Annotated in this window: 25 protein-coding genes; 12 read left to right on the top strand and 13 right to left on the bottom strand. The window is 55.8% G+C overall.

The features are described from left to right. Positions 1-14: 14 nt before the first annotated feature. Complete coding sequence (gene ycgR, locus PU683_RS12050; protein WP_277171743.1) at positions 15-746, top strand: flagellar brake protein YcgR; 732 nt, start codon at positions 15-17, stop codon at positions 744-746. Here ycgR and emtA read toward each other — a convergent pair whose 3' ends face one another. Continuing rightward, the gene (emtA, locus tag PU683_RS12045; RefSeq protein WP_277171741.1) at positions 747-1361 is read right to left on the bottom strand and encodes a membrane-bound lytic murein transglycosylase EmtA; all 615 of its coding nucleotides are present in this window, start codon (positions 1359-1361) and stop codon (positions 747-749) included. Positions 1362-1462: 101 nt separating this feature from the next. Between emtA and ldcA the strand changes: the two genes are divergently transcribed. Beyond that, on the top strand, positions 1463-2374 hold the full coding sequence (ldcA, locus tag PU683_RS12040) for a muramoyltetrapeptide carboxypeptidase (RefSeq protein ID WP_277171739.1): 912 nt from the start codon (positions 1463-1465) through the stop codon (positions 2372-2374). A 113-nt stretch (positions 2375-2487) separates the two neighbouring features. Next, the gene (locus PU683_RS12035) at positions 2488-4221 is read left to right on the top strand and encodes a potassium/proton antiporter (RefSeq protein ID WP_277171736.1); all 1734 of its coding nucleotides are present in this window, start codon (positions 2488-2490) and stop codon (positions 4219-4221) included. 15 nt (positions 4222-4236) lie between these two features. Here PU683_RS12035 and dadX read toward each other — a convergent pair whose 3' ends face one another. Then, entirely contained in the window at positions 4237-5307 is a 1071-nt protein-coding gene (dadX, locus tag PU683_RS12030) for a catabolic alanine racemase DadX (protein WP_277171734.1), read from the bottom strand. Between the two features lie 18 nt (positions 5308-5325). Beyond that, positions 5326-6624, bottom strand: coding sequence for a D-amino acid dehydrogenase (locus tag PU683_RS12025; RefSeq protein ID WP_277171732.1), 1299 nt, complete (start codon positions 6622-6624; stop codon positions 5326-5328). 320 nt (positions 6625-6944) lie between these two features. Here PU683_RS12025 and PU683_RS12020 point away from each other — a divergent pair, with 320 nt between their 5' ends. Next, positions 6945-8477, top strand: a complete 1533-nt coding sequence (locus tag PU683_RS12020; RefSeq protein WP_277171730.1) for a SpoVR family protein — start codon at positions 6945-6947, stop codon at positions 8475-8477. 35 nt (positions 8478-8512) lie between these two features. Here PU683_RS12020 and fadR read toward each other — a convergent pair whose 3' ends face one another. Beyond that, entirely contained in the window at positions 8513-9232 is a 720-nt protein-coding gene (fadR, locus tag PU683_RS12015) for a fatty acid metabolism transcriptional regulator FadR (RefSeq protein WP_277171728.1), read from the bottom strand. A gap of 306 nt (positions 9233-9538) precedes the next feature. Between fadR and dsbB the strand changes: the two genes are divergently transcribed. After that, on the top strand, positions 9539-10069 hold the full coding sequence (gene dsbB, locus PU683_RS12010) for a disulfide bond formation protein DsbB (protein ID WP_277171726.1): 531 nt from the start codon (positions 9539-9541) through the stop codon (positions 10067-10069). Positions 10070-10125: 56 nt separating this feature from the next. Here dsbB and PU683_RS12005 read toward each other — a convergent pair whose 3' ends face one another. The 3 genes from PU683_RS12005 to PU683_RS11995 all read right to left on the bottom strand — a co-directional run bounded on the left by PU683_RS12005 (position 10126) and on the right by PU683_RS11995 (position 11739). Beyond that, complete coding sequence (locus PU683_RS12005; RefSeq protein WP_277171724.1) at positions 10126-10572, bottom strand: cysteine cluster protein YcgN; 447 nt, start codon at positions 10570-10572, stop codon at positions 10126-10128. Between the two features lie 91 nt (positions 10573-10663). Further along, positions 10664-11323 carry a fumarylacetoacetate hydrolase family protein gene (locus tag PU683_RS12000; RefSeq protein WP_277171722.1) on the bottom strand — a complete coding sequence of 220 codons (660 nt, stop codon included), beginning with the start codon at positions 11321-11323 and terminating at the stop codon, positions 10664-10666. A 140-nt stretch (positions 11324-11463) separates the two neighbouring features. Then, positions 11464-11739 (bottom strand): YcgL domain-containing protein, encoded by a 276-nt coding sequence (locus PU683_RS11995; RefSeq protein WP_277171721.1) that lies wholly within the window; start codon positions 11737-11739, stop codon positions 11464-11466. Positions 11740-11861: 122 nt separating this feature from the next. Here PU683_RS11995 and minC point away from each other — a divergent pair, with 122 nt between their 5' ends. Genes minC through minE form a run of 3 tightly spaced genes read left to right on the top strand, consistent with a single transcriptional unit; the run spans position 11862 to position 13662 of the window. Further along, on the top strand, positions 11862-12557 hold the full coding sequence (gene minC, locus PU683_RS11990) for a septum site-determining protein MinC (RefSeq protein ID WP_277171719.1): 696 nt from the start codon (positions 11862-11864) through the stop codon (positions 12555-12557). A 22-nt stretch (positions 12558-12579) separates the two neighbouring features. Beyond that, positions 12580-13392 carry a septum site-determining protein MinD gene (minD, locus tag PU683_RS11985; protein ID WP_277171717.1) on the top strand — a complete coding sequence of 271 codons (813 nt, stop codon included), beginning with the start codon at positions 12580-12582 and terminating at the stop codon, positions 13390-13392. 3 nt (positions 13393-13395) lie between these two features. After that, complete coding sequence (gene minE, locus PU683_RS11980) at positions 13396-13662, top strand: cell division topological specificity factor MinE (protein ID WP_004384978.1); 267 nt, start codon at positions 13396-13398, stop codon at positions 13660-13662. 86 nt (positions 13663-13748) lie between these two features. Here the strand turns inward: minE and rnd are convergent, their stop codons facing one another. From rnd to yoaA, 5 genes are all read right to left on the bottom strand, one after another. Beyond that, positions 13749-14876 carry a ribonuclease D gene (gene rnd / locus PU683_RS11975; RefSeq protein WP_346771061.1) on the bottom strand — a complete coding sequence of 376 codons (1128 nt, stop codon included), beginning with the start codon at positions 14874-14876 and terminating at the stop codon, positions 13749-13751. A 72-nt stretch (positions 14877-14948) separates the two neighbouring features. Beyond that, positions 14949-16634: a long-chain-fatty-acid--CoA ligase FadD gene (gene fadD / locus PU683_RS11970; protein ID WP_277171652.1), complete on the bottom strand. Its 1686-nt coding sequence runs from the start codon at positions 16632-16634 to the stop codon at positions 14949-14951. Between the two features lie 205 nt (positions 16635-16839). Then, on the bottom strand, positions 16840-17427 hold the full coding sequence (locus PU683_RS11965) for a Slp family lipoprotein (protein ID WP_277174280.1): 588 nt from the start codon (positions 17425-17427) through the stop codon (positions 16840-16842). 36 nt (positions 17428-17463) lie between these two features. After that, positions 17464-18159, bottom strand: coding sequence for a tRNA (adenosine(37)-N6)-threonylcarbamoyltransferase complex dimerization subunit type 1 TsaB (gene tsaB / locus PU683_RS11960; RefSeq protein WP_277171650.1), 696 nt, complete (start codon positions 18157-18159; stop codon positions 17464-17466). Between the two features lie 58 nt (positions 18160-18217). Then, positions 18218-20128, bottom strand: a complete 1911-nt coding sequence (gene yoaA, locus PU683_RS11955; RefSeq protein ID WP_277171648.1) for a DNA repair helicase YoaA — start codon at positions 20126-20128, stop codon at positions 18218-18220. A gap of 112 nt (positions 20129-20240) precedes the next feature. Between yoaA and PU683_RS11950 the strand changes: the two genes are divergently transcribed. After that, on the top strand, positions 20241-20585 hold the full coding sequence (locus PU683_RS11950; RefSeq protein ID WP_277171646.1) for a RidA family protein: 345 nt from the start codon (positions 20241-20243) through the stop codon (positions 20583-20585). Here the strand turns inward: PU683_RS11950 and PU683_RS11945 are convergent, their stop codons facing one another. Further along, on the bottom strand, positions 20586-20774 hold the full coding sequence (locus PU683_RS11945) for a YoaH family protein (RefSeq protein WP_277171644.1): 189 nt from the start codon (positions 20772-20774) through the stop codon (positions 20586-20588). Between the two features lie 84 nt (positions 20775-20858). Here PU683_RS11945 and pabB point away from each other — a divergent pair, with 84 nt between their 5' ends. The 3 genes from pabB (at position 20859) to sdaA (ending at position 24328) form a co-directional block, all read left to right on the top strand. Further along, a complete protein-coding gene (pabB, locus tag PU683_RS11940) occupies positions 20859-22208 on the top strand; it encodes an aminodeoxychorismate synthase component 1 (protein ID WP_277171642.1) in 1350 nt (449 codons plus the stop codon). 3 nt (positions 22209-22211) lie between these two features. Then, complete coding sequence (locus tag PU683_RS11935; RefSeq protein WP_277171640.1) at positions 22212-22790, top strand: CoA pyrophosphatase; 579 nt, start codon at positions 22212-22214, stop codon at positions 22788-22790. A 173-nt stretch (positions 22791-22963) separates the two neighbouring features. Further along, positions 22964-24328, top strand: a complete 1365-nt coding sequence (gene sdaA, locus PU683_RS11930; protein ID WP_277171638.1) for an L-serine ammonia-lyase — start codon at positions 22964-22966, stop codon at positions 24326-24328. Positions 24329-24367 lie beyond the last annotated feature (39 nt).

The raw sequence follows: 24367 nt of genomic DNA, 5'->3' as shown, positions 1-24367 counted from the left end.
AGGAGCCATTCGGCGTGAGCAATTACAGTGAGCAGTTCCTGAAACAAAATCCTCTGGCCGTGCTGGGTGTCTTGCGCGACCTGCAAAAAAATCAGGTGCCGGTCTGCATCAGCTGGGGTAGCGGTCAATTTATCAGCAAAATTCTTGAGGTGAATCCCGAGATGCTGGTGATGGATTTTGGCAGTAGGGAGTATGAGAACAGCGTCGTTCAGCGTGCGGGGAAAGTCACTATTACCGCTGAAACGCATGGCGCTAAGGTTGAATTCACGCTTAATGCGCTCACTACGGGTGATTATCAGGATCTGCCTGCGTTTATCACGCCGCTACCGGAAACGCTCTGGTTTATTCAACGTCGGGAGTATTTTCGTATTAGCGCCCCCCTCCACCCTGCTTACTTCTGTAAAGCGAAGCTGCCCGATAAGAGCCAGCTGCGTTTTCGTCTGTTCGATCTCTCATTGGGCGGCATGGGTGCTCTGCTGGAGGGCGAATTGCCGGAGAGTGTGCAGCCTGGCATGCGTTTCTCCCAGGTTGAGCTGGATATGGCATCGTGGGGGCAGTTCTACTTTGACGCGCAGTTGATTGCGGTGGGCGAGCGCAAAGTGGTGGACAGTAAAAATGACACCATCGCCACGCCAAGACTGAGCTTTCGTTTTTTAAATGTCAGCCCTGGCGTCGAGCGCGAACTCCAGCGCATTATTTTTGCGCTGGAGCGCGAGGCGCGCGAACGCGCCAGCCGGGTGCGCTGATTACATCGCATCCATCGCTTTTTGTACTTTCCAGATATAACGCGGAGCTTGCGGCGCGGGGTGCTTTTCCGCTACGTGCTGCAAAAAGCCCTTCGGACTTAACGAGTTAATTTCGTCAATCGCCTCCTGGCGGTCTGAAGAGAAGGTGCGCAGCAGCGCGCCCGCGCCATTCACATACGAAACGACCAGCGCGTACTGCATTACCAGCGGATCTTTAATACCGGCAAGGGGGCCATGTTCAAGAATGCTCAGATAGGCCGCGCCCATCGAGATATTGCGCTCCGGGTTTTTCAGCTCGCGCGTTGAGGGTTGCCCGCTCCAGCCCATACGACGATAGACTTCGCGCCCCGCCGTAGACGCCTTCAGTTGCATCAACCCCACCGCATTCGACTTACTGACCAGCTCCGGGTTGCCCCCGGACTCCACGGCAATCATCGCCGTAATCAGTTCCGGACTTACACCCCACGACGCGCCCGCTTTTTCGGTAATTGGCATCCACTGCATCGCCCGTTTGACGGGGACTTCCGGGTTCCAGTCGGGATTACGATAATCCTGTTTTGTCGAGCTGCAGCCCGCCAGCAGCAACACTAAAAAGGCAAACCATCTTAATTTCACGCCAGAAAATCCTTATATAAGCTGTACATCACGGCGGATGACAATGACCAGGGTTAGCGGCATGATAACTGTTTGTTTAGAGATGTCAGCAAGGAAATGCCATGTCCACTTTCCATTTAGTTGCCCCCTCCGGGTACTGCATTAATCAACGTGCTGCGGCGCTGGCCGTTGAACGGCTGACCCGCGAGGGGCACCAGGTCAACAATCAACAGGTGATTACGCGACGTGAGGAGCGTTTTGCCGGCAGTGAAGCTGAAAGGCTGGCAGACATTAATGACCTCTCCCGCCTGGTTGGGGAGAATCTGATCGTCATGCCGGTGCGTGGCGGCTATGGCGCGAGCCGCCTGTTGGCTGACATTGACTGGCAGGCGCTGGTGAAACGCCAGCAGCAGCAACCGCTGGTGATTTGCGGCCACAGCGACTTCACTGCTATCCAGTGCGGCCTGCTGGCGGCGGGCGGCACCATCACCTTTAGCGGCCCGATGCTGGCGGGCAACTTTGGTGCTGAACCGCTTAATGCCTTTACGCAAGAGCACTTCTGGCGAGCAATACGCAATAAAACCTATACCGTTGAGTGGGACGGCGACGGGCCGCGCTGTCATGTAGAAGGGACGTTATGGGGCGGCAACCTGGCAATGCTGACGTCACTGATTGGCACCCCTTGGCTGCCGACACTGCCTGGCGGCATTCTGGTGGTTGAAGATATCAATGAGCATCCCTACCGCGTTGAGCGCATGCTGCTGCAGCTGCTCTACAGTGGGATTCTGGCGCAGCAGCGCGCGTTGATCCTCGGCAGTTTCTCCCATGCGCAGCCTAACGATTACGATGCGGGCTACACTTTAGAGAAGATGGTGGCCTGGTTACGTTCACAGGTGGCGATCCCGGTGATCGCCGGGCTGGATTTCGGCCACGAAGCGAAGACCGTCACATTGCCATTGGGTGCGCACGCCACGTTGCAACACGCTGAAAAATCAACGCTGACCCTCACGGGTCATCCCACAATCTCGGCGTAAAAAAAGCCCTTAATGCCCTTATTAAATTGCTTTTTCTGCCGTTATTATACTGTGTCGTACTAAATCCGGGTCCGTGCCGGGAACTCACCGAGAAGAGAAGGAGATGCATACCATTGGACGCTGGGGCGATAATTAGTCTGTTTATTCTGGGTTCTGTACTGGTAACCTGCAGTATTTTATTGAGTTCGTTCTCATCGCGCCTTGGTATTCCGATTCTGGTCATTTTCCTGGCAATTGGCATGTTGGCAGGCGTTGACGGCATCGGCGGCATCCCCTTCGACAACTACCCATTGGCCTATATGGTCAGTAACCTGGCGCTGGCGATCATCCTGCTTGACGGCGGTATGCGCACGCGCGCCAGCTCGTTTCGCGTCGCACTTGGCCCCGCGCTCTCGCTGGCGACCATCGGGGTATTAATCACGTCCGGCCTGACCGGCATGATGGCCGCCTGGCTGTTCAAGCTCGATATCATGGAAGGCTTCCTGATTGGCGCGATTGTCGGCTCTACTGATGCAGCGGCGGTCTTCTCGCTGCTCGGTGGTAAAGGGCTGAACGAGCGTGTCGGCTCAACGCTTGAGATTGAATCCGGCAGCAACGATCCAATGGCGGTGTTTCTGACCATCACGCTGATTGAGATGATCCAGACCCACCACGCCACTATCGATTTCACCTTCTTTCTGCATATTTTGCGCGAGTTTGGTCTCGGCATTCTGCTGGGTGGCGCGGGCGGTTATTTACTGCAACAGATGATTAACCGCATTGCCCTGCCGCCCGGCCTCTACCCTTTATTAGCCCTGAGCGGCGGGATTCTGGTTTTCTCCGTCACCACGGCGCTGCATGGCAGCGGCATTCTGGCGGTCTATTTGTGCGGTTTTGTGCTGGGCAATCGTCCTATTCGCAACCGTTTCGGCATCCTGCAGAATTTCGATGGCCTCGCCTGGCTGGCGCAAATTGCGATGTTCCTTGTGCTGGGCCTGCTGGTCACACCGTCCGATTTAATGCCGATTGCACTCTCTGCGCTGATCCTCTCTGCGTGGATGATCTTTATCGCCCGCCCGCTCTCTGTCTTCGCCAGCCTGCTCCCCTTTCGCGGCTTTAACCTGCGTGAGCGCGTCTTTATCAGTTGGGTGGGGCTGCGCGGCGCGGTGCCAATCATTCTTGCCACCTTCCCGATGATGGCCGGGCTGGATAACGCTCGTCTCTTCTTCAATGTTGCCTTTTTCGTGGTGCTGATTTCGCTCCTGTTCCAGGGAACCTCGCTGGGCTGGGCGGCGAAAAAAGCGAAAGTGGTGGTGCCGCCGGTTGGCTGGCCGGTCTCGCGCGTTGGGCTGGATATCCACCCCGATAATCCCTTCGAGCAGTTTGTTTATCAACTGAGCGCCGATAAGTGGTGCGTCGGCGCGGCGCTGCGTGACTTACATATGCCGGAAGAGACGCGCATTGCGGCGCTGTTCCGCGACAACAGCCTGCTGCACCCGACTGGCAGCACGCGGTTACGTGAGGGGGACGTGCTCTGCGTAATTGGTCGCGAAAACGATCTTCCGGCCCTCGGGAAACTCTTCAGCGAGTCGCCGCCGGTGTCGCTGGATCAACGCTTCTTTGGCGACTTTATCCTCGAGGCGAGCGCCAAATTTGCCGATATTGCGATGATTTACGGTCTTGATGAGGGGCTTGAGCATCGTGATAACCAGCAGACGCTTGGTGAGATTGTGCAGCAACTGCTGGGTGCCGCTCCGGTGGTGGGCGATCAGGTTGAGTTTGCTGGCATGATCTGGACCGTGGCGGAGAAGAGTGAAAATGCGGTATCAAAGGTGGGTATAAAAGTGGTGGAAAGCGAGGCGGAGTAAGCGCCTCGCCAGAAGTTACATTGTCACAACAGGCACGCGCGGTGCCAGCGCGCACATCAATTCATACCCAACCGTATTGGCCGCCGCCGCGACATCATCAATCTTGATCTCCCTGCCCCACAGTTCCACCGGCGCGCCGATACTGGCGTGCGGGCACGGCGTGAGATCGACCGTCAGCATATCCATAGAGACTGCGCCCACCACCGTAGTGCGAATGCCATCCACCAGCACCGGCGTGCCGGTGGGTGCCTGGCGCGGATAACCATCCGCATAACCACACGCGACCACACCGATGCGTTGCTCCGTCTGCGCACGATAGCGACATCCGTAGCCGACGGCATCGCCGCTTTTCAGTGTCTGTACGGCAATGATTTCACTACTCAGTGTCATCACCGGGCGAATACCGCTGTTTGCCACATCCTGCCATCTGCCTGACGGAGAGGCACCGTAGAGAATAATGCCGGGACGAACCCAGTCAAAATGCGCCTCCGGATGCCATAACGTCGCGGCTGAGTTCGCGAGAGAGCGCGGTAATGGCAGCCCTTCCGCCGCCTGCTCAATGCGCCGCATCGGCTGCGAAATGCCGTCCGGGCGCTCCGCTTCAGCAAAATGCGACATCAGTGTGATATTGCCGACGCTGGTAAAGCTGCTCAGCTGCTGCCAGACGCTGTGCACGCGCTCTGGTAGAAAACCGAGGCGGTTCATGCCGCTGTTGATTTTAAGGTAGATATCAAGCGGTGCCTGCAGCTTCGCATTTTTCAGCAGATTAAGCTGCCAGTTACTGTGAACCCCGCTGGTAAGACGATACTGGTCATAAAGCGCCAGCTCTTCAGCATCGAAAAAACCCTCCAGCATCAGAAGAGGCCCTTTCCAGCCGCGCTCGCGCAGCAGGATCGCCTCTTCAAGATTGAGCATCGCAAAGCCATCGGTTTTATTGAGCGCTGACCAGATACGCTCCAGACCGTGACCGTAAGCATTTGCCTTGACCACCGACCAGACTTTGGCATCAGGAGCCGCGCGGCGCACTATTTGCAAATTGTTGGCTAACGCCTGTAAATCGAGGGTCGCCAGTACCGGACGAGACATGTCTGTTCCTTACGCCTGTCAGCTATGTACACCGTGAAGATGCTGGGCACGCGCAGGCGTGAACCCCGGAAGATAACGCGCCACGCTCAGATCATCTGCGGCGATAGCCGGCGTATTGCCGGTCATCAGGTCACTGAGTAACTGGCCTGAGCCGCAAGCCATTGTCCAGCCGAGCGTACCGTGACCCGTATTGAGCCACAGGTTTTTAAACGGCGTGCGGCCAACCACCGGGGTGCCGTCCGGCGTCATCGGACGTAAACCGGTCCAGAACGTCGCCTGCTCAACATGCCCGCCGCGCGGGAAGAGATCGCGTACCACCATCTCCAGCGTTTCGCGCCGCGGTTGTAACAGCTCGGTATTAAACCCGACAATCTCTGCCATACCGCCGACGCGGATGCGCTGATCGAAGCGGGTAATGGCGATTTTGTAGGTCTCATCAAGAATGGTTGAAACGGGTGCGCCATCCTCTTGCGCCACCGGAATGGTCAGCGAGTAGCCCTTGAGCGGGTAAACCGGGATATCGACAATCCCCTTCAGCAGGCCGGTGGACCAGGAGCCAAAAGCCATCACGTAAGCATCGGCTTTCACCACCTCTTCGCCGCACTTCACGCCGTAGATCTTTTCGCCTTCATAGAGCAGACGATCGACCGGCGTGTTGAAGCGGAATACCACTCCGGCTGATTCAGCCATCTGCGCCAGCCGCTGTGTGAAGAGCTGGCAATCACCAGTTTCATCATTTGGCAGCCGCAACCCACCCGTCAGCTTGTGCGCCACTTCGCCCAGTGCCGGTTCCACCTCGGCCAGACGCGCCGACTCCAGCAACTGATAAGGCACGCCAGCTTCCTGTAACACAGCGATATCACGGGTGGCGTTTTCATACTGTTCGGCGGTGCGGAAGAGTTGCAGCGTCCCGCCCTGTCGCCCTTCATACTGGATGCCGGTGGTTTCACGCAGCAGTTTCAGACAATCACGGCTATATTCAGCCAGGCGCACCATACGCCCTTTGTTTTCCATATAGTGCCGGGTATCGCAGTTGCGCAGCATTTGCCACATCCATTTCAGCTGCGATGAGGAGCCGTCAAGCTTGATGGCGAGCGGTGCATGGCGCTCAAACATCCATTTGATCGCTTTCAGCGGCACGCCGGGCGCGGCCCACGGTGCAGCGTAGCCCGGTGAAATCTGCCCGGCGTTGGCGGCACTGGTCTCCAGTGCCGGCCCCGGCTGGCGATCGATTACGGTGACATCATGTCCGGCCTGGCGCAAATACCAGGCGCTGGTGACGCCGACAACGCCGCTGCCCAAAACAACAACTCGCATATCCCTTCTCCCGTGAGTAAAGCACAATCATCTGATTACAAATTGATAACTCAGATGAAAATATTATTCAACATATGGCTTTTTTATGGTGACCCCCCTCACAACATCGCCGCCCGGTAAGGGCTGCGGATATTCAGCATCTCCTGCTGCGCACCCTTACGCCGCAGCATAATATTTTACCAACATGCTTTTTTACGCGGTGAGTGAGCGGGAATATCGTGAAGATTTGGTGAGGGCTGGCGTACACTTTTAAATCAGTGTTCTATGCTTGAAATGAGACGCTCCATACAGAGAGTGTCGAGAACAATGAGGGCGCGCTAATGGCTACGATTGACTCAATGAATAAGGATTCTATTCGTCTGAGCGATGGACCCGACTGGACATTCGAACTGCTGGATGATTACCTGGCAGAGATTGACCGGGTGGCGAAACTCTACCGGCTGGATACCTATCCGCATCAAATCGAAGTGATCACCTCAGAACAGATGATGGATGCCTACTCAAGCGTCGGCATGCCGATTAATTACCCCCACTGGTCATTCGGCAAGAAGTTTATCGAAACCGAACGGCTCTATAAACATGGCCAGCAGGGCCTGGCCTATGAGATTGTCATTAACTCCAATCCCTGCATCGCTTATCTGATGGAGGAGAACACCATCACCATGCAGGCGCTGGTGATGGCACACGCCTGTTACGGGCACAATTCCTTCTTCAAAAATAACTACCTGTTCCGCAGCTGGACCGATGCCAGCTCGATTGTCGATTACCTGATCTTCGCACGCAAATACATCACCGATTGCGAAGAGCGCTATGGGGTGGTCGAAGTGGAAAAACTGCTCGACTCCTGCCACGCGCTGATGAATTACGGCGTTGATCGCTACAAGCGTCCGCAGAAAATCTCGCTGCAGGAGGAGAAAGCACGGCAAAAAAGCCGGGAAGAGTATCTGCAAAGCCAGGTGAATATGTTGTGGCGCACCCTGCCAAAACGTGACGAAGAGGTCGCGGTCGCCCAGGCGCGCCGCTACCCGGCGGAGCCGCAAGAGAACCTGCTCTACTTTATGGAGAAGAATGCGCCGCTGCTGGAGCCGTGGCAGCGCGAGATCCTGCGCATCGTGCGCAAAGTGAGCCAATATTTTTACCCGCAAAAGCAGACACAGGTGATGAACGAAGGGTGGGCAACGTTCTGGCACTACACCATTCTTAACCATCTCTATGACGAAGGGAAAGTGACCGACCGCTTTATGCTGGAGTTTCTGCATAGCCACACAAATGTGGTGTTCCAGCCGCCTTATAACAGCCCGTGGTACAGCGGCATTAACCCATACGCGCTGGGTTTTGCCATGTTCCAGGATATTAAGCGCATCTGTCACTCACCGACGGAAGAAGATCGCTACTGGTTCCCGGATATTGCCGGTTCCGACTGGCTGGAGACGCTCCATTTCGCGATGCGTGATTTCAAAGATGAGAGTTTTATCAGCCAGTTTATGTCGCCGAAGATCATGCGTGACTTCCGCTTCTTTACCGTGCTCGATGACGATCGCAATAACTATCTGGAGATTGCCGCGATCCATAATGAAGAGGGCTACCGCGAGATCCGCTCGAAACTCTCTTCACAGTACAACCTCAGTAATCTTGAACCCAATATCCAGGTGTGGAACGTCGATCTGCGCGGCGATCGCTCACTGACACTGCGCTACATTCCGCATAACCGTGCCCCGCTCGATAAAGGACGCCGCGAAGTGCTGAAACATGTGCACCGTTTATGGGGGTTTGATGTGCTGCTCGAGCAGCAAAACGAAGATGGCAGCGTTGAGCTGCTGGAGCGCTGTCCGCCGCGAAGCAACGTGCTGTGATGTAGAAAACCCCTCTTACGAGGGGTTTTTTGTCACTATCGACTTTGTAGTGCGAGATCGCCTGGCATTGTTTTCTGCATCTTATGCCAGATCTCCCCGCTGTCATGACCGTAGCGACGAACCAGTTCGTAAACCTGATCGTGCTGGGCATGCTCGCAGATCTCTGCCAGTCGATGGTAAAAACCGAGTGCCAGGCTGCGTGCTTCCGGGCTGGAAAAGTAGTGGCGACCAATGCGGGTATAGAGCCCTTTCATGCCGTTCAGGATCAAACCATAGATCGGGTTACCGGAAGCAAATGCCAGCCCACGAAAAATGTTGTAATCCAGCTCCGCAAACGCATCGGCGTGATCTTCTACTTCACGCGCGGTGGAGAGCACCTTTAATGCATCTTCAGGATGCTGGCGAAACGCGGTACGAATGAAAATCGTGGAAATGTTGGTACGCACGGACAGCAAGTTATCGATCAACTGCGGTACGCTTTCGTGATCCAGACGTGCCAGCGTTTCCAAAATATTCAGACCTGAGGTTTCCCAGAAATTGTTCACTTTTGTCGGTTTGCCATGCTGGATAGTAAGCCAGCCATCCCGGGCAAGTCGCTGCAGAACTTCACGCAGTGTGGTACGAGTGACGCCAATCAGTTCAGAGAGCTCGCGTTCAGCAGGAAGAATCGAACCGGGAGGAAAGCGACTATTCCAGATACTTTCAATGATGTACTCTTCCGCGAAACCCGCCGGGCTCTGCGCCTTAATGACCATATAAGATTTCCATAACACAGCTAAGCAACGAACACTCATCATACCAAAGCATACAGTGGTCAGGTAGCGTAGGGGTGGAAGAAAAAAGGCGATCATCGTTTTATTTTCACGAATTTGCTACATGAATATTTCTCGGAAATATGCGTTAAATCCAAATAATTAACTGCAGATCGGCCAAAATGGCGTAGGCGATGTTTCACTTTTTGCTGACTAAACATTCCATTACGCATTATTTTGCCCCCGCTAGTGGCCTTGAGATTGATTTCGTTTACACTGCGGTCTCTACGCATCTCCAGGGAAATGATTATGTTGCGATATTTGAATAAGTGCTCACACGGGCGTGGAGCCTGGCTGTTGATGGCGTTAACCGCCTTTGCGCTTGAGATGACAGCGCTGTGGTTCCAGCATGTCATGTTGCTAAAGCCGTGTGTTTTATGTATTTACGAGCGCTGCGCCCTCTTCGGCGTGATGGGTGCAGGCATTGTCGGCGCCATTGCGCCAAAAACGCCGCTTCGCTTTGCTGCCCTTGCCATCTGGATCTATAGCGCTATTCGCGGCATCCAGTTGACGTGGAAACATACGCAGATTCAGCTCCACCCCTCCCCGTTTATGACCTGCGATTTTGCCGCGCGCTTCCCGGAGTGGCTGCCGCTGAGCAAATGGCTGCCGCAGGTGTTTGTCGCTTCGGGCGACTGTGCGCAACGTCAATGGGAGTTTCTGTCGCTGGACATGCCGCAGTGGCTACTGGGCATTTTTGTCGCCTATCTGGTGGTGGCATTGTTGGTGCTGATTGCGCAGTTCTTCAGGCCGAAGAAACGCGATCTCTTCGGTCGATAAAAAAACGCTCCTTCGGGAGCGTTTTTTATTGAAGAAAATGTGGTGAGAGACTGGGCTTAATCTGCCCAATCCGGCTTATTCAGGATATGGGCTTGCCAGTCGCGCACTTCAGACTCTTTCACCGCAATGTGACGAACCGAAATACGCTCAGCGTGCATCGCCGCTTTTGACCCGGTACGCAGCGGGTGCCAGACCGGCAAACTCTTACCTTCTGCCAGCAAACGGTACGCGCAGCTTGGCGGCAGCCATTCGAAGGTCGGCAGATTTTCACGCGTCAGCTTGATGCAGTCCGGTTCATATTCGAAACGGCGTTCATAGTTACGGCACTGGCAGGTTTTGATATTTAACTGGCGACAGGCGACGTTGGTGAAGTAGATCTCGTCAGTGTCTTCATCCATCAGTTTGTGCAGGCAGCACTGCCCGCAGCCATCACAGAGTGACTCCCACTCCGCGTCCGTCATCTGGTCGAGAGTTTTGCTTTGCCAGAAAGGGGTGTCGCTCATGATAAAATCCGCCATTGGTAACCAGGGTGCACCTTATAACCACTCTGGCAGAGGGATGCAAGTTTTGCCGCCCGCATGAGCGGCAAAAACCTTACAGCACGCGGGTCGACAGGGAGAGGCCATTGAAGCGCAGATCCAGTTCATCGCCGCTGCTGAGCGGGCCGACGCCTTCCGGCGTACCCGTGAGGATCACATCACCCGCTTTGAGTGTAAAGAAGCGGCTCATATAGGCAATCAGCGGCACGATTTGGTGGATCATCTCTGAAGTGCTGCCCTGTTGGCGAATCTCGCCGTTAATTTTCAGCTCCAGCGAGGTATTTTGCGGATCGCTCTCAAACTCAGCGACCGGAACAAACCCCGAAATGGGACAGGCATTGTCAAACCCTTTAGCCTTCTCCCACGGCTGACCCGCTTTTTTCAGTTTGCTTTGCAGTTCGCGCGCGGTCAGATCCAGCGCCACGCCGTAGCCCGCTATCGCTTTTTGGACATGCTCTTCGGTGGCATGGCGCAGCGTTGCACCAATTAGCACCGCCAGTTCAATTTCATGATGCACCGAGCCGAGTTCAGTTGGCAGCACCAGCGGCTGGCGAAGGTCGCACAATGCGGATTCAGGTTTAATAAACAGCACCGGCTCTTCCGGCGTCGCGCTGCCCATCTCCTTTATATGCTTTGCATAGTTACTGCCGACGCACACCACTTTACTCACCGGGTAATCCAGCAGTGCACCCTGCCAGTTATGATGTTGATACATGTTTAGCCTCTCCGGTAACACATTGAACATGAGCGAAAAATGACTATCCGCGCCGTCTGTCGGTTTGTCAAATCACAAAATGAGAGGGGTTGAGAGAATAGAAAAGAGACGGCGGAAGAATCCGCCGCCTTTAGAGAGGGTTATTGCTTACCATTTGCCGCGAGATGGGCTTTAAGTAAATTTTCCGGCGGCGGTGGCACCTGTAAATAATATCCCTGCTCAGCAAGCGCAGTTTTTACTTTTTCCAAATCCGCGCCGGCTAATTTTTTACTACCGTCGAGGGGTAAAATCATCGCCAACTGCGGTTGGCCGAAACTTTGCATTAATGTTTCCGGGACGCGAGAAAAATCGTCTCTTTTTTCTACATAAAGATAGGTCTGTTCACGCCGGGTACTTCGATAGATCACACAAAACATACTTTTACTCGGAATTAGGAGGTGGTTACTTGCCTGAATATAACAGGGACTATAACATGCCCGGTAGTCTTCAGAATATCACCCCGATTTCGGGTGTTTAGAGCAAAATGAGTAAGGTCAGGATGTCAAACACGCCCATCGAGCTTAAAGGCAGTAGTTTTACCTTATCTGTGGTTCATTTGCATGATGCAAAACCCGAGGTTATTCGTCAGGCGTTAGAAGACAAAATCGCTCAGGCTCCTGCATTTTTGCAGCATGCTCCCGTGGTGGTGAATGTCTCAGCACTGGAAGGTCCGATTGACTGGCCGCAGCTGCATAAAAGCATTGCCGCCACCGGCCTGCATGTAGTGGGTATCAGCGGCTGCAAAGACGCTGGGCTGAAAGCGGAAATTGAACGCGCCGGCTTTCCCATTCTGTCGGAAGGCAAAGAGAAAGCGCAGCCACGCCAGGAGCCCGTTGCTGAACCGGTATCCGTCGCCACGCCGGCCATTAAAACACGGCTGATTGATACCCCGGTGCGCTCAGGTCAGCGCATCTATGCGCAGAACTGCGACCTGATTGTCACCAGCCATGTGAGCGCTGGCGCGGAGTTAATTGCCGATGGCAATATCCACGTCTACGGCATGATGCGCGGGCGCGCGCTGGCGGGCGCAAGCGGTGATAATGAAGCACAAATATTTTGTACCCACCTGACGCCGGAGCTGGTCTCTATCGCAGGCGAGTACTGGCTGAGCGATCAAATCCCGGCCGAATTTTATGGCAAAGCGGCGCGTCTGCAACTGGCAGGTAACGCTTTGACAATTCAACCCTTAGATTAAGCCCTTTTAACAAGGAACTCCTATGGCACGCATTATTGTTGTTACTTCGGGTAAAGGGGGCGTTGGCAAGACCACCTCCAGCGCGGCCATCGCTACTGGTTTAGCCCAGAAGGGCAAGAAAACGGTCGTTATCGACTTCGATATTGGCCTTCGTAACCTTGACCTGATCATGGGCTGCGAGCGCCGCGTTGTATACGATTTCGTTAACGTTATCCAGGGCGACGCAACGCTGAATCAGGCGTTGATCAAAGATAAGCGCACTGAAAACCTCTATATTCTCCCGGCATCGCAGACGCGCGACAAAGACGCCCTCACCTATGAAGGCGTTGATAAGGTATTAGAAGATCTGAAAAAAATGGACTTCGACTTTATCGTCTGTGACTCACCGGCTGGCATCGAAACCGGCGCGCTGATGGCGCTCTACTTCGCTGATGAAGCCATTATCACCACCAATCCCGAAGTATCGTCCGTGCGTGACTCTGACCGTATTCTGGGAATTCTGGCCTCTAAATCACGCCGTGCGGAGAGAGGTGAAGAGCCGATTAAAGAGCATCTGCTGCTTACCCGCTACAACCCGGGCCGCGTTAATCGTGGCGACATGTTGAGCATGGAAGATGTGCTGGAAATTCTGCGCATCAAACTGATTGGCGTGATCCCGGAAGATCAGTCTGTACTGCGGGCCTCCAACCAGGGCGAGCCGGTGATTCTGGATACCAATGCTGACGCAGGTAAAGCGTACGCCGATGCCGTGGAACGTCTGCTGGGAGAAGATCGTCCTTTCCGCTTCATAGAAGAAGAGAAGAAAGGTTTCCTCAAACGCCTGTTCGGAGGATAAGTTATGGCATTACTCGACTTTTTTCTCTCCAGAAAAAAGAATACCGCCAGCATCGCTAAAGAACGCCTGCAGATTATTGTTGCAGAGCGACGCCGCAGCGACGCTGAACCCCACTATTTGCCGCAGCTGAAGCGCGATATTCTGGAAGTCATCTGTAAATATGTACAGATTGATCCGGAAATGGTCACGGTACAACTGGAGCAGAAAGGGGACGATATTTCTATTCTGGAGTTGAACGTCACGTTGCCTGAAGCGGAAGAGACAAAATAATCTCCGCAACAGTGCAATAAAAAAAGGCAGAATAAATTCTGCCTTTTTTCTTTCCTCGCCTGAATACACTGTAATTATTTACAGCGTTATTGCGGATACTCCGCTAATAAGGCGTTTAGTCGATCGGCCATCAATTCACCGCGCCAGCCGCTGATTAATTCCGGCAGGCTGGTTTGTGTCTTCAATTTCCAGTGCCAGTTTAATAACTGATTAATCTGTCGACGCGACGCCAGCAGCTCAACGCTAATATTCTCGCTTTCACTTATTGTCTGCACCTGCGCCTTAATTGCTTTAAACGCTTTGCGATAACCGGGCATATCCATCAAATTACGTAGCGGTTCAGGCAACGTCTCTTCCGGCAGCTCCTGCGCCTGCGCGACCAGCGCCAGCAGGGTTTTACCATGAAAACGGATTTCGCTGCCGGAGAGACCGAGGCTATCCAGCTCGCCGAGGCTGCCCGGCATATAGCGTGCGACCGCCCAGAGATTCTCTTCGCGCACGACAAAGTTAACGGCCATATCGCGCTCGCGCGCCTTACGCAGACGCCAGGAGGCCAGCAGTTGCAAACAGGCCAGCTGGCGCGGGCGCAGCTGCCAGGCGTTGGTGATTTCACGCCAGGCTTCATCAGGTGCCAGCACTTCCTGGCGACGCTGCATCATCAAACGACACTCGTCGAGCGCGGCGGCCAGTCTGCCAGCCTGCTCGGTCTCCGTCAGCAGTTTCCCGGCAATAGGCAGCAGGTACCAGACATCCGCCGCCGCATAGTCACACTGACGCTCAGTCAGCGGACGGGCCAGCCAGTCGGTACGGGATTCGCTTTTATCAATTACCGTCCCGGTAAACTCCTCAACCATTGAGGCGAAGCCCCATGACATCGGACGACCGCAGAATGCCGCAAGGATCTGCGTATCAATCATCGGCTGCGGCTGAACGCCAAATGTATTGAGGAACACTTCCAGATCTTCGCTGCCCGCGTGCAGATACTTGGTGATTGCACTATTGGTGAGCAGGTCGCGAAACGGCGTCCAGTCGGTAATGGTCAGCGGATCGATAAGCGTTACACGCTCGCCGTCATACATCTGCAGCAGACCGAGTTGCGGGTAGTAAGTGCGGGTGCGGACAAATTCCGTATCGAGGGCAATGGCTGGAAACGCACTGGCTGCTTCACAGACGGCGGCCAGCGCGTCGTTCGTCGTTATCATCTGGTAATTCAAATCATTTTCTCTTCAGTTTGCGCCCATAAAAAACGCCGACTTTAACCGGCGTTCGGGAGGCTAACGGATAGCTCAGGCGTTATTGTCCACTTTGGCGCGCGCTTCGTCACGTAATTCTCGTCGCAAAATCTTTCCGACATTCGATTTCGGCAGCTCCGCGCGGAACTCCACCTGCTTCGGCACCTTGTAGCCGGTCAGCTGTCGGCGGCAGAAGGCGATCAGCGCCTCTTCGCTCAGGGATGCCTCTTTTTTCACTACAAACAGCTTCACCGCTTCGCCGCTGTTCGCGGACGGCACGCCGACGGCAGCCACTTCAAGCACACCGGGGTGCTGCATCACCACATCTTCGATCTCATTCGGATAGACGTTGAATCCGGAAACCAGAATCATATCTTTTTTGCGATCGACAATTCGCAGGAAACCCTCGTCATCCATCACTGCAATGTCGCCGGTGTGCAGCCAGCCATCACGCAGGATCTCATCGGTTGAGTCGGGACGTTGCCAGTAGCCGAGCATCACCTGCGGCCCTTTGATGCAGAGCTCACCCGGTTCGCCCGGGGCGACTTCGTTGTTATCGTCATCTACCAGCTTCGCTTCGGTCGACGGCACCGGCAGGCCAATGCTGCCGCTGTGGTAGTCGATGTCGTGCGGGTTTACGCTTACTAGCGGTGAGCATTCGGTCAGGCCATACCCTTCGAGCAGGTACTGCCCGGTCAGTTTCACCCAACGATCCGCCACCGCCTGCTGCACCGGCATCCCACCTCCGGCGGAGAGGTGCAGCGAGGAGAAGTCGAGCTTTCTGAACTCGTCATTATTGAGCAGCGCGTTAAACAGCGTGTTCACGCCGGTCATGGCGGTGAAGGGATATTTGCCCAGCTCTTTCACCAGACCGGGAATATCGCGCGGGTTGGTGATCAGCAGGTTCTGCCCGCCCAGCTCGATAAACAGCAGGCAGTTCATGGTCAATGCGAAGATGTGATAGAGCGGCAGCGCGGTGACCACCAGCTCTTTGCCGCGATGCAGCAGTGGCCCGTAAGTGGCGTTCACCTGTTCGAGGTTAGCCAGCATATTACGGTGGGTGAGCATCGCCCCTTTCGCCACGCCGGTAGTGCCGCCAGTATATTGCAGAAACGCCAGATCCTCGGGCACCAGTTCCGGTTTGACATATTGCATGCGGTAGCCGTTTTGCAGCGCGCGACGAAACGAGATGGCGTCCGGCAGGTGATATTTAGGCACCAGCCGTTTGATATATTTAACAACAAAGTTGACCACCGTCCCCTTCGCCGTCGAGAGCTGATCGCCCATGCGGGTCAGGATGACGTGGCGCACCTGAGTTTTGTCGACAATCTTCTCCAGCGTGTGGGCAAAGTTGGAGACAATAACAATTGCCGCCGCGCCACTGTCATTAAGCTGATGCTCAAGCTCACGGGGCGTGTAGAGCGGGTTAACGTTTACAACAATCATCCCGGCACGCAAAATCCCGAACAGCGCGACGGGGTATTGCAGCAGGTTCGGCATCATCAGCGCCACGCGATCGCCTTTTTGCAGGCCAAGCCCCTCCTGGAGGTAGGCGGCAAACGCCCGGCTGCGCTCCTCGAGTTTACGGAAGGTCATCACCTCGCCCATGTTAATAAACGCCGGCTGATCGGCATAACGGGCTGCTGAGTGTTCAAATAATTCAACCAGGGATTGATAACGGTCAGGGTTGATCTCCGCAGGCACATCGGCGGGATAACGATTTAACCAAACCTTTTTCAATGCATCACCTCTAAAATGAGTGTTTGTTGTCATCGCAGCCCCAGTTAACAAACAAGAAATTAACATAATATTAACTCAGCGTACCAGTTTGAAAATTAACCGGACGGAAGGTTGCGAAGCGCGTCACTAATTATTTTTGTCATCAAATACAGGAAACAAAAACAGCGGCCGGGCCGCTGTCTATTTTTCCTGTCAAAACAGGATATTACTCTGTTACGACCGTTTGTACGCGAGCGGGTTCGGGAGGATACCAGCCCCAGGGACCGTAGCCTGTACGCCAGGGATAAGGCCCCGGACCGGAGAACCAGGGATCGAGCGGCTGCGGCGGCATCATAATTTGCTGCTGCAGACGCCAGCGTTTATAGCCGTTCACCTGCATGACCATATAGGTGTATGAAGCGCTGCCCACTTTGCCCGCTTCTGTGCCGGTAATCGGCCCCACCACGGTGACCAGCTGGTTACGGAAATCGACCGGGTCAACAAAGCCGCTGATGTCTGCATAGATACGCCCAATGGAGGGTTCGCCCAGTACCGGACGCGCGCCTTCATCAAGCGGAAGAGAGGCGATCTCCAGCCTGGTTTTGCCCTGCTGGTTGATCACATTAATCACTTTCCCGCCGAAGCGCCCCTCCTGGCCAACATAGAGCGTTGGGGCATTCATCACCCGCACTAAATCTTGCTGCGGTGTCGGGCTGGAGCCCTTGATCGCATCAGGCACCGTTACGCACCCACTTAACGCCACCGTTACCAGCCCTGCCAGTAACAGCCGCATAAACCCTTTTTGACCCGCCATCATGCGACCCCTTAACTCAGTTAGTACTACTGAGATTCATTCCCGGCCTGGAAGTTTCTTCCACGCCACTTCGTTACGCAAATAAACTGGCTCCGCCTGTTCAACGGCAACATATTTTTGCGCGGCAAAAAGTTGACGGGCGATGGGCAACATATCTTCCGCCGCGGGCAGTAACATCTCGCCGTCCGTCAGCGTAAGGGGGCTACTGGCGGCCAGATCCGGCCATGCGCCCCAGCCGGTGCCAACCATCGCCCAGCAACCTTCCAGCTGCTGCAGACGCTCGCTTACCGCCTCAGGCTTCAGCACCGCTTCAGTCTCTTCTCCTTGCCAGACGCCATCGGCATCGCGCTGATACTCAGCCCAGTAGAGTTCGCCCATGCGGGCATCAATCGCTGCCAGCACGCGGGTCGCACCGGTTTTACGCCAGGCGCCCTGCGCCATCGTCGCCAGCGTCGAGACGCCAATCATCGGCAGTTCCGCGCCGAGCGCCAGGCCCTGAGCGATCCCGATACCGATACGCACGCCGGTAAAGCTACCCGGCCCGCGGCCAAAAGCCAGCGCGTCGAGATCGGTCAGTTTGACCTCAGCGTCGGCAAGGGCAGCTCTGACCAGCGGCAGAATGCGTTGAGTATGTTCACGGGGGCAGAGTTCGAAGTGAGCGAAGGTCGTACCGTCATTCCACAGGGCGACAGAACAGGCTTCTGTGGCGGTATCAATAGCCAGAATTCGCATGGGTATAGCAGTCCAGATTCAACAAAATGGCGCGCATCTTACCATACTTCGCGAAAAATTACTCCGCTGCGGGCCCGGCAAGAAACTCCACCGCGCGGCGGATATCCCGCGTGCGCGGTGCCGGCGGCAGGCTGGCGAGAAACACCGCGCCGTAGGGGCGCATCACCAGCCGGTTATCGCAAATCACCAGCACGCCGCGATCGTCAATATCGCGGATCAGACGACCAACGCCCTGTTTGAGGGTAATGACCGCATCCGGGAGTTGCACTTCATCAAAGGGATCGCCACCGCGCAGGCGGCAATCTTCCATCCGCGCTTTCAGCAGCGGATCGTCCGGCGAGGTAAATGGCAGCTTATCGATGATCACCAGCGAAAGCGTATCACCGCGCACGTCGACCCCCTCCCAGAAACTGCTGGTGGCCACCAGCAGCGCGTTGCCGGCGTCAACAAACTGCTGCAGTAACTGGCCTTTACTGGTTTCACCCTGCAATAGTACCGGCAGGCTGAGGGTCGCACGGAACTGTTCTGCGAGATCGCGCATCATGGCGTGCGAGGTACAGAGCATAAAGCAGCGCCCGTTATTGGCCTCAATCATCGGCCTTAACATCGCCGCCAGCTGGCGTGCGGAGCCAGGCTGGTTGGTCTGTGGCAGATTGCGCGGCACGCAGAGCAGAGCCTGGCGCGGGTAATCGAAAGGGCTCGGCAGCAGCAAAGATTGTGCTTCGTCGATGCCTAAGCGCGCGGTGAAGTGATGCAGATCGTCATTAACTGACAGGGTCGCGGAGGTGAAGATCCAGCTCCCCTTCTTCTCTTTCATCACCTCCTGGAACTTATCGGCAACGGTCAAGGGCGTCAGCGCGAGCGTAAAGTTGCGCGAGGTGCACTCATACCAGTAGCTGTATCCAGGCTGGTTAATCTCTTTCAGCCGCTTGAGGCGGGCACGGTAGAGTGTGGCGCGCTCGAAGGCAGCGTCCAGCACCGCCGAGCGCCCAAGGGAGAGTTTTGCCACGTCGTAACAGAGCTCAAGCGCGTCATCGAGCAGCAGCAACGCCCGCTGAATGCGCGCATCAGCCAGCAGTTCGCGCAGGTTACCGCGATAACCCGGCTCGCCGAGCTGCAGGCGGAAATCCTGCGCGCTTTGTGCCAGCCGGTCGGCGCACTTTTGCAACTGCGCGGTATCGCGTAAATCGGTGCGGTAGGCGATGGTGAAATCTTTTGCCAGATCGAGCAGCTGGCGGCTGGAGAGGGACTGGCCAAAATATTGGCTGGCGATATCGGGCAACTGGTGCGCTTCATCAAAGATCATCACCTCAGCTTCCGGGATCAGCTCACCGAAACCGCTCTCCTTTACCACCATGTCAGCGAGAAAAAGGTGGTGGTTGACCACCACTACATCGGCGTCCATCGCTTTTTTGCGCGCCTTCACCACGAAGCACTCTTTATACATCGGGCAGTCGCTGCCCAGACAGTTGTCGTTGGTGCTGGTGACCAGCGGCCAGGCGGCGGAATCCTCGGCCACGCTGACGCAGGTGCTGATATCGCCATCTTTTGTCTGGTTAGACCAGGAGCGCAGCAGAATAACGTCGCTCAGCGTCTGTACCGGCAGATCGCCACCGGCAATCGCCTGCTGTTCGAGACGCTCAAGACAGAGGTAGTTTGAACGGCCTTTAAGCAGCGCCGTGCGGCCGGTGTACTCCAGCGCTTTTGAGACGGTGGGCAGATCGCGGCTGTAGAGCTGATCCTGCAAGGCTTTCGAACCCGTGGAGATAATCACTTTCTTACCGGCACGTAGCGCGGGCGCAAGGTAGGCGTAGGTTTTACCGGTTCCGGTCCCCGCTTCCACCACCAGCGGCTGCGTTTTTTCAATCGCTTCGGTCACGGCGTAAGCCATCTGGCGCTGCGGTTCGCGCGGTTTAAATCCCGGTATCGCTTTGGCAAGCTGGCCGTCTGTTGCAAAATCGTCCGTCACACTACCCCCTGGTTAAATCGCCAGTGATTATGTCAGGGCGAGCGGATTTACGCCAGCCAGGTTTTTGTGGCACTCTTCCCGGCGAATCTTTGCAACCAGGAAGGAAAAGGTGATGACAATTGTGCGTATTGACGCGGAAGCCCGCTGGTCTGATGTCGTGATCCATAACCAGACGCTCTACTACACTGGCGTGCCGGAAAATCTCGACGCCGACGCCTTTGAGCAGACAGCCAACACGCTGGCGCAGATTGACGCGGTGCTTGAAAAACAGGGCAGCGATAAGTCACGGATCCTTGATGCCACTCTTTTTCTTGCTGACAGCGATGATTTTGCGGCGATGAATAAGGCCTGGGATGCGTGGGTCGTGGCGGGCCATGCACCGGTGCGCTGCACCGTGCAGGCGAAGCTGATGAATCCGCGTTATAAAGTTGAGATTAAGATTATCGCGGCGGTGTAACTACTCCTCCTCGTCGTCCTCATCTTCGAAGCGCGCCACGATCCGCTCGCCGGTATGGCTGGCGCGCAGCTCTTGCGCCACCAGGCTTATAGCCTCACCGCTGCTCATTCCGCCGGCCATAAGCTCCTGAATACGTTCGACTGCTTTCTGCTGCTGTTCGTGACTGAGGGCGGGTAATCCTGCAAACATGGTCAACTCCTGATAAATTATCGGCGCTAATTATCCCACGCGTCTGTGCACTAAGCCAGAGAAGACGCTCAAGAGCCAGGAATCATGAAACAGTTAACCCCTGCCCAACTCTCGCTCCCGTGGCGCCGCGATGCCGCGGAGTTCTATTTCGCCCCGCTCAGTGCGCAGCCGTGGGCGATGCTGCTCCACTCGGGTCATGCCGACCATCCCCATAACCGGTTTGATATTTTAGTTGCCGACCCGCTGACGACGCTGACAACACAGGGCGATATCACTTATCAGGATGGGCGTGAGTCGCAAGGCGATCCTCTGCAACTGCTGCAACAAGCACTGGATGCCTGCGGCCTGCGTGCTGAACAGACGAATGATCTCCCTTTCCAGGGCGGCGCGCTTGGGCTGTTTGGTTATGATTTAGGCCGCCGCTTTGAAAAACTGCCCTCACGTGCTGCGCAGGATATTAGCGTCGCCGATATGGCGGTCGGCATCTATGACTGGGCGCTGATTGTTGACCACCAATTGCAGCGCGTAACGCTATTGAGCCACGGCGATGTGGCTGCGCGCCTGGCCTGGCTTGAGACGCAGAGCGCACCATCGCAAGCAGACTTTCGTTTAATGTCTGGCTGGCAGGCCAATATGAGCCGCGCGGAGTATGGCGAAAAGTTTCGCCAGGTGCAGGCCTGGCTGCGCAGCGGCGACTGCTATCAGGTCAATCTTGCGCAACGTTTTCAGGCGCGTTATAGCGGCGATGAATGGCAGGCGTTTGTGCGCCTTAATCAGGAGAACCGCGCGCCGTTCAGCGCCTTTCTGCGCCTGCCGCAAGGAGCGATCCTTAGCCTCTCGCCAGAACGTTTTATTCGTCTGACGGGCGATGAGATCGAAACCCGACCCATTAAAGGCACGTTGCCGCGTCTTGCGGATGAGCAGGCGGATGCTGAGCAGGCCGCTCGCCTCGCCGCCTCGCCAAAGGATCGCGCCGAGAATGTGATGATTGTCGATCTGATGCGCAACGACATCGGTCGCGTGGCGGTGCCGGGTTCGGTGCGGGTACCGGAGCTGTTTGTGGTAGAGCCCTTCCCGGCGGTACATCACCTTGTGAGCACCGTGACGGCGAAATTGCCACCCGGGCGGCACGCCAGCGATCTTCTCCGCGCGGCGTTCCCAGGCGGGTCGATCACCGGTGCGCCGAAAGTGCGGGCGATGGCAATTATCGATGAGCTGGAACCGCACCGGCGCAATGCCTGGTGTGGCAGCATCGGTTATCTCAGCGTGTGCGGCAACATGGACACCAGCATCACCATCCGTACCGTCACCGCCTGCGACGGGCAGCTTTACTGCTCTGCGGGCGGCGGGATTGTCGCCGACAGCGACGAGGATGCGGAATATCAGGAAACCTTTGATAAAGTTAACCGTATCCTGCGGCAACTTGAGAGGTAATTCGTGGAGCAATCGGTGTTAACTCTGGATAACTTTTTATCGCGCTTTCAGCTGATGCGCCCGCAGCTTAATGCCGCCGCTCTGAATGCGCGCCAGGCAGCAGTGCTGGTGCCGATTGTGCGGCGTAAAGAGCCGGGCCTGCTGCTGACGCAGCGCTCCGCCATGCTGCGCAAACATGCCGGTCAGGTCGCCTTTCCCGGCGGCGCGGTCGACAGCACCGATGCCTCGCTTATCGCCGCCGCGCTGCGTGAAGCGCAGGAAGAGGTAGCGATCCCGCCTGAATCGGTCGAGGTGATTGGCGTCCTGCCGCCAGTTGATAGCGTTACCGGCTTTCAGGTCACGCCGGTGGTCGGCATTATTCCACCCGACCTCCCCTGGCGCGCCAGTGAAGATGAAGTCGCGGCGGTGTTTGAAATGCCGCTCGCCGAAGCGTTGCGGCTTGGGCGTTATCACCCGCTGGATGTGCATCGTCACGGTAATGCCCACCGGGTGTGGTTATCGTGGTATGAGCATTATTTTGTCTGGGGCATGACCGCGGGGATCATCCGTTCGCTGGCGCTGCAAATCGGCGTGCGCCCATAAGCTATACTCTGTTTTGCGCACTTTGTGACGGCGAACTCGCTATTAGTTTAATAGAGGCCAGCGATTAGTTTAATTCATGTGAATAGTTAACCTGCTGGCACCCTTCCCTCTTACACTATGCGCAGTTATTACATCGTTACTGGAAACCCAGTAACCCTGTCAGGAGTGTAAATGTGATTAGTCTATTCGACATGTTCAAAGTGGGGATTGGTCCCTCCTCTTCCCACACTGTTGGCCCGATGAAGGCCGGGAAGCAGTTCGTCGATGATCTGGTCGAAAAAGGATTGCTGGAAAACGCCACCCGCGTTGTGGTGGATGTTTACGGCTCACTCTCCCTTACCGGGAAAGGACACCATACCGATATCGCCATTATTATGGGTCTGGCGGGCAACGAGCCGGCCACTGTCGATATTGACGCGATTCCGGGGTTTATCCGCGATGTGGAAAACCGTGGGCGCTTGCTGCTGGCGCAGGGTCGTCATGAAGTCGACTTTCCGCAGAATGACGGCATGCGTTTTCACAGTGACAACTTGTCGCTGCACGAAAACGGCATGCGTATCACTGCCCTGAATGGCGACGAGGCCATTTACAGCAAAACCTACTACTCCATCGGCGGCGGTTTTATTGTTGATGAAGAGCATTTTGGCAAAGAGACGCTCGACTCCGTCTCCGTGCCCTACCCGTTTAACTCCGCGACGCAGATGCTGGAATACTGCAAGCAGACCGGGCTCTCTCTCTCCGGGATGGTGATGCAGAACGAACTGGCGCTGCACTCGAAAAAAGAGATTGAAGAGTACTTCGCCAACGTCTGGACCACCATGCGCGCCTGTATCGATCGCGGGATGAACACCGAAGGCGTGCTGCCGGGTCCGCTGCGCGTACCGCGTCGCGCCTCAGCCCTGCGCCGTCTGCTGGTCTCAAGCGATAAGCTCTCCAACGATCCGATGATCGTTGTGGATTGGGTTAACATGTTCGCGCTCGCGGTGAACGAAGAGAATGCGGCGGGCGGTCGCGTCGTGACGGCTCCGACCAACGGTGCCTGCGGTATCGTGCCGGCGGTACTGGCCTATTACGACCACTTTATTGAGTCCGTCAGCCCGGATATCTATATTCGCTACTTCCTCGCTGCCGGGGCGATTGGCGCGCTCTATAAAATGAACGCCTCCATTTCCGGTGCGGAAGTAGGCTGCCAGGGCGAAGTGGGCGTCGCCTGCTCAATGGCAGCTGCAGGTCTGGCAGAACTGCTGGGTGCAAGCCCTGAGCAGGTTTGCGTTGCCGCAGAGATTGGCATGGAGCACAACCTCGGTCTGACCTGCGATCCGGTCGCCGGCCAGGTGCAGGTTCCCTGCATTGAGCGTAACGCCATTGCCTCAGTGAAGGCGATCAACGCCGCGCGAATGGCTATGCGCCGCACCAGCGCACCGCGCGTCTCCCTCGATAAGGTTATTGAAACCATGTACGAGACCGGCAAAGACATGAACGCCAAGTACCGCGAAACCTCACGCGGTGGTCTGGCTATTAAAGTGCAGTGTGACTAACTCCCCCTCTCTCAGCGCCGTTCAACCGAACGGCGTTTT

Source organism: Candidatus Kosakonia sp. 282A-S69 (assembly GCF_029433855.1).
GTDB classification, from domain to species: domain Bacteria; phylum Pseudomonadota; class Gammaproteobacteria; order Enterobacterales; family Enterobacteriaceae; genus Kosakonia; species Kosakonia cowanii_A.
The sequence above is the reverse complement of the archived record's forward strand: the minus strand, read 5'-3'. Positions and strand labels throughout refer to the sequence as shown.

What these genes read in the sequence shown, in the direction of transcription:
- ldcA (WP_277171739.1), top strand. Translation starts at nt 1,463, where the DNA reads ATGTCCACTTTCCATTTAGTTGCCCCCTCCGGGTACTGCATTAATCAA.
- dadX (WP_277171734.1), bottom strand. Translation starts at nt 5,307, where the DNA reads ATGTCTCGTCCGGTACTGGCGACCCTCGATTTACAGGCGTTAGCCAAC.
- PU683_RS12025 (WP_277171732.1), bottom strand. Translation starts at nt 6,624, where the DNA reads ATGCGAGTTGTTGTTTTGGGCAGCGGCGTTGTCGGCGTCACCAGCGCC.
- PU683_RS12020 (WP_277171730.1), top strand. Translation starts at nt 6,945, where the DNA reads ATGGCTACGATTGACTCAATGAATAAGGATTCTATTCGTCTGAGCGAT.
- fadR (WP_277171728.1), bottom strand. Translation starts at nt 9,232, where the DNA reads ATGGTCATTAAGGCGCAGAGCCCGGCGGGTTTCGCGGAAGAGTACATC.
- dsbB (WP_277171726.1), top strand. Translation starts at nt 9,539, where the DNA reads ATGTTGCGATATTTGAATAAGTGCTCACACGGGCGTGGAGCCTGGCTG.
- PU683_RS12005 (WP_277171724.1), bottom strand. Translation starts at nt 10,572, where the DNA reads ATGAGCGACACCCCTTTCTGGCAAAGCAAAACTCTCGACCAGATGACG.
- PU683_RS12000 (WP_277171722.1), bottom strand. Translation starts at nt 11,323, where the DNA reads ATGTATCAACATCATAACTGGCAGGGTGCACTGCTGGATTACCCGGTG.
- PU683_RS11995 (WP_277171721.1), bottom strand. Translation starts at nt 11,739, where the DNA reads ATGTTTTGTGTGATCTATCGAAGTACCCGGCGTGAACAGACCTATCTT.
- minC (WP_277171719.1), top strand. Translation starts at nt 11,862, where the DNA reads ATGTCAAACACGCCCATCGAGCTTAAAGGCAGTAGTTTTACCTTATCT.
- minD (WP_277171717.1), top strand. Translation starts at nt 12,580, where the DNA reads ATGGCACGCATTATTGTTGTTACTTCGGGTAAAGGGGGCGTTGGCAAG.
- minE (WP_004384978.1), top strand. Translation starts at nt 13,396, where the DNA reads ATGGCATTACTCGACTTTTTTCTCTCCAGAAAAAAGAATACCGCCAGC.
- PU683_RS11965 (WP_277174280.1), bottom strand. Translation starts at nt 17,427, where the DNA reads ATGGCGGGTCAAAAAGGGTTTATGCGGCTGTTACTGGCAGGGCTGGTA.
- tsaB (WP_277171650.1), bottom strand. Translation starts at nt 18,159, where the DNA reads ATGCGAATTCTGGCTATTGATACCGCCACAGAAGCCTGTTCTGTCGCC.
- PU683_RS11950 (WP_277171646.1), top strand. Translation starts at nt 20,241, where the DNA reads ATGACAATTGTGCGTATTGACGCGGAAGCCCGCTGGTCTGATGTCGTG.
- PU683_RS11945 (WP_277171644.1), bottom strand. Translation starts at nt 20,774, where the DNA reads ATGTTTGCAGGATTACCCGCCCTCAGTCACGAACAGCAGCAGAAAGCA.
- pabB (WP_277171642.1), top strand. Translation starts at nt 20,859, where the DNA reads ATGAAACAGTTAACCCCTGCCCAACTCTCGCTCCCGTGGCGCCGCGAT.